Genomic DNA, 4019 nt, shown 5'->3' on the forward strand with positions numbered 1-4019 from the left:
CAAGGGCGGCGGCGGGTCGTGGCGGGTCTGGCGGGAGCACGCGAGGGACGAGCGGGCGGATGGTCGACCCGTCGCCGCCCTCGCGCGCGTCCCCGGACCCGGCCCCGAACGACACCGAGAGTCGGGCGCCGAACGCCGAGCGCCGAGCGCCGAGCGTCAGATGATCTCGCCGCGCAACCGTGCGTCGTCGCCGGACATCGTCGCGGCGACCTCGCGCGGCGTCCCCTCGTCGGTCCAGCGCAGCGTCGCCCCGACCCCCTCGATGAGCTCGACGCTGCCCTCCGGGGCGAAGGTCAGTCCGGCGTCCTGGTCGATGGCGGCGCGCACGATCGCGACGGTGGCGGGGAGCTTCTCCAGGGGGCCGGTCGCCCCGAGGTCCTCCAGCGCCTCCTTGCTCGCCCCGATGTGCAGGGGGCTGGGCCCGATCCAGAGGCTGCGGCCGTCGAGCGCGGCGTCCTGACCGTACTCGTCGGCGAGGACGAGCTCGGCCACCTGACCGCGGGACAGGACCGCGACGACGTCCTCGACGGACGTCACGGCCCCGGACTCCCGCCCCTGCTCGCGGCGGTACTCGGCGAGCACCTTCTCACGGCGTCGCTCGCGGAAGCTGTCGAGCGCGTCGGCGACGTTGTTCTCGAACGCGGTCTCGTTGATCCCCGGGCCGCGACCACCACCGGCGACCTCGACGGCGATCTCGTCGACCGGGCGGCTCAGGGCTCCGCGCAGGAGCGACACGGCGCGGACGTCGCCGGTGAGCAGCACGAGCTCGGGGCGGTACTCCGCGACCTGACGCTCGAGCTCGGCGGCGACCGCCTCGGCGTTGCGCTCCCACGAGTCCTCGGCACGCGACTCGATCCGCTTGTGGGAGAGGCCACCGGTCCGGACCTTGTTGATGACGTCGTGCCCGCCCTCGACGGTCTCGGGCTCGCCGTAGGGGACGTGCCCGCCGGCGACCGACCAGGTGAGGTCCGCGCCCTGCCGGTCGACGACGACGCGCACGTAGTCGACGGACTCGTCGGCGGCGCGTGCGGCCTGCAGCAGCGCGGGGACGGGGCTCCAGACGCCCTTCGTCAGCGCGGGCGGGTCCTTGAGCACCCGGTCGACGAGGATCCCGGAGTCGTCGGCGATCAGCACGCGCCCGTGCGGTCCCGCGACCCGCGTGGGGCGCACGACCACCTCCTCGAGGTCGTCGAGCAGCGCTGCGGGCGCGCCGTCGTGCGCGAGCTGGCGGCGCACGGCCTTCCAGCGGTTCTCGACCTCGCGGTCCCCGGCCTCGTTGGCCCGCGTCGCGTCGAGGTAGACGGTCGCGAAGGGACCCGGGTGGCCGAGGAGGGGCTTGAGCCAATCGATCTTCATGCGAACACCTCATGACGTCCGTCGGCTGGTGGGCGGGCCGGCGGCTGGGCCGCAGGGCCCGCCCTCGGTCCTCTCCAGGGTCCGTCACTTCCCAGGCGCCCGCCACCGCGCGTCGGTGCCGGGTGCTCGCTCAGGAGAACGTGTCGAGGACGGGCGTGCCCTGCCCGGCGGCGGCGTGCTCCGCGGCGATGAGCTCGTGGTGCCGGATGACCTCGCTGACGATGAATTCGCGGAACTTCTCCGCGAACTGCGGGTCGAGCCCCGCGTCCTCCGCGATCCCGGTGAGGCGCGCGATCTGCTGCCGGTCCCGCTCGGGGTCGGCGGGCGGGAGGCCGCCCTGTGCCTTGAGCTCGCCGACGCGGCGCGTGAACGTGAACCGTTCGGCGAGGAGGTGCATGAGCGCGGCGTCGATGTTGTCGATGCTCCGGCGCAGCGTGAGGATCTCGGGCGGCACCGCGGGGTGGTGCGCGGCAGGGCTGCGGGTGCCCGACGGCGCGGGCTGCTCGGGGTTCGTCGTCACCCGTCGATCGTAGGCGGGGACGCCCGGGTCGGTGGTCCGCGTCCGGCGCGGGCGCGCTCAACCTCCGCGAGGAACGCGATACTCGGAGTACGGAGTAAAGTGGCTCGCCGTCCCCCACCCGAACCGTCCACTCAGCGGAGAGTCCTCATGACGGAACACGTGTCGCCGAGCCTCGTCGAGGTCTCCCCTCGCGCGACCATCAGCACCCTCCTCGACGACCGGGTCGCGCGCGACCCCCGTGCCGTCGTCGTCGAACGGCGCGACACGGCTGGCTCCGCGTGGGCGACCATGACCGCCGAGCAGTTCGCCGACGACGTGCTGGCCGTCGCCCGTGGTCTCGTCGCCCGCGGTGTCGCACCCGGCGAGCACGTGGCGATCATGTCCCGCACCCGCTACGAGTGGACGCTGCTCGACTTCGCCGCGTGGGCCGTCGGCGCGGTCCCGGTGCCCGTGTACGAGACGTCGTCGGCCGACCAGGTCCACTGGATCTGCTCGGACGCCGACGTGCGGGTCGCGTTCGTGGAGGACGCCGCGCTCGCCGCCACCGTCGAGTCCGTGCGGGGCGACCTCCCCGGGCTGCGGGAGGTGCTCGTCGTCGACGGCGGCGCGCTCGACGACCTGCGCGCCGCCGGGGCTGCGGTGCCCGCCGAGGACGTGCAGCAGCGACGCGACGCCCAGCGCGCCGACGACCTCGCGACCATCATCTACACGTCCGGGTCGACCGGCCGCCCGAAGGGTGTCGAGCTCACCCACCGCAACTTCGTCCACCTCGCGCTCAACGGTCGTGCGGGGCTCACCGAGATCCTCGACGCCCCCGGCGCCCGGACCCTGCTGTTCCTCCCGCTCGCGCACGTGTTCGCACGGTTCATCCAGGTGGTCGTCGTGGCGTCCGACGCCGTGCTGGCCCACAGCTCGGATACGAAGAACCTCGTGGCCGACCTCGGGACGTTCCGCCCGACGTTCCTCCTCGCCGTCCCCCGCGTCTTCGAGAAGGTCTACAACTCGGCCGAGCAGAAGGCCCGCGCCGGCGGCAAGGCGAAGCCGTTCCACTGGGCGACGAAGGTCGCCATCGCGTGGTCGCGGGCGCAGGACACGTCCCGCGGCCCGTCGCTCGTGCTCTCCGCACAGCACGCGATCGCGGACCGGCTCGTCTACCGCACCCTGCGGTCCGCGATGGGCGGGCAGCTCACCCACTCGATCTCCGGCGGTGCGCCTCTCGGGGAGCGCCTCGGCCACTTCTTCCGCGGCGTCGGACTGCGGATCCTCGAAGGGTACGGACTCACCGAGACGACCGCACCGACCGCCGTGAACCTGCCGGGCCTGACGAAGGTCGGCACGGTCGGTCCCGCGTTCCCCGGCACGGCGCTGCGCATCGACGACGACGGCGAGCTCCTCGTCCAGGGCGACCACGTGTTCCGCGGCTACCGCAACCGGCCCGACCTCACCGCCGAGGCGTTGCAGGACGGCTGGTTCCGGACCGGCGACCTCGGGTCGTTCGACGCCGACGGCTACCTCAGCATCACCGGCCGCAAGAAGGAGATCATCGTCACGGCCGGCGGGAAGAACGTCGCCCCGGCGGTGCTCGAGGACCGCCTGCGCGCCCACCCGCTCGTGAGCCAGGTCGTGGTCGTGGGCGACCAGCGCCCGTTCATCGGCGCCCTGGTCACGCTGGACCACGAGATGCTTCCGGGCTGGTTGTCGTCGCACGGCCTGCCCGACATGGACGTCGCGACCGCCGCTCAGGACCCCCAGGTCCTCGCCGCTCTCGACCGCGCCGTCGCGCACGCCAACGAGGCGGTGTCCCGCGCGGAGTCGATCCGCAAGATCTCGGTCCTCGACACGGACTTCACCGAGGACAACGGCTACCTCACGCCCTCCCTCAAGGTGAAGCGCACCCGCGTCATCGCCGACTTCACCGACACCGTCGACGCCCTCTACGGCGCGAAGGTCGGCGCCGACACCTGACCCGCCCGCGCATCCCTTGGCCGACCGACGAAGAACCCGGGTCGGTCGAGGGAGTACCCCGGCAGACCGGGGTACCACCCCGCGGGGCCGGGGGTCAGGCGGACTTCTCGCGCGGGGCCCGCGACCGGGACGCAGCCCGCGGCACGATCGTCGGGTTCACGTTGTCCAGCACCACCTC

At 73.3% G+C, this 4019-nt stretch carries 3 protein-coding genes; 1 reads left to right on the forward strand and 2 read right to left on the reverse strand.

Annotated features, from left to right (window positions below; all coding sequences use genetic code 11):
* Positions 1–156: 156 nt before the first annotated feature.
* Both LGQ04_RS17200 and LGQ04_RS17205 read right to left on the reverse strand, forming a co-directional pair.
* Complete coding sequence (locus LGQ04_RS17200; RefSeq protein ID WP_229245197.1) at positions 157–1356, reverse strand: baeRF2 domain-containing protein; 1200 nt, start codon at positions 1354–1356, stop codon at positions 157–159.
* Between the two features lie 130 nt (positions 1357–1486).
* A complete protein-coding gene (locus LGQ04_RS17205; RefSeq protein ID WP_372470130.1) occupies positions 1487–1876 on the reverse strand; it encodes a chorismate mutase in 390 nt (129 codons plus the stop codon).
* A 147-nt stretch (positions 1877–2023) separates the two neighbouring features.
* Between LGQ04_RS17205 and LGQ04_RS17210 the strand changes: the two genes are divergently transcribed.
* Entirely contained in the window at positions 2024–3841 is a 1818-nt protein-coding gene (locus LGQ04_RS17210; RefSeq protein ID WP_229245198.1) for an AMP-dependent synthetase/ligase, read from the forward strand.
* Positions 3842–4019: the final 178 nt, after the last annotated feature.

The organism is Cellulosimicrobium marinum, assembly GCF_020551945.1.
In the GTDB taxonomy this organism is placed as follows: Bacteria; Actinomycetota; Actinomycetes; order Actinomycetales; family Cellulomonadaceae; genus Cellulosimicrobium; species Cellulosimicrobium marinum.

Excerpts from the sequence above, each read along its gene's own strand:
- LGQ04_RS17200 (WP_229245197.1), bottom strand. The coding sequence starts at position 1,356 with ATGAAGATCGATTGGCTCAAGCCCCTCCTCGGCCACCCGGGTCCCTTC.
- LGQ04_RS17210 (WP_229245198.1), top strand. The coding sequence starts at position 2,024 with ATGACGGAACACGTGTCGCCGAGCCTCGTCGAGGTCTCCCCTCGCGCG.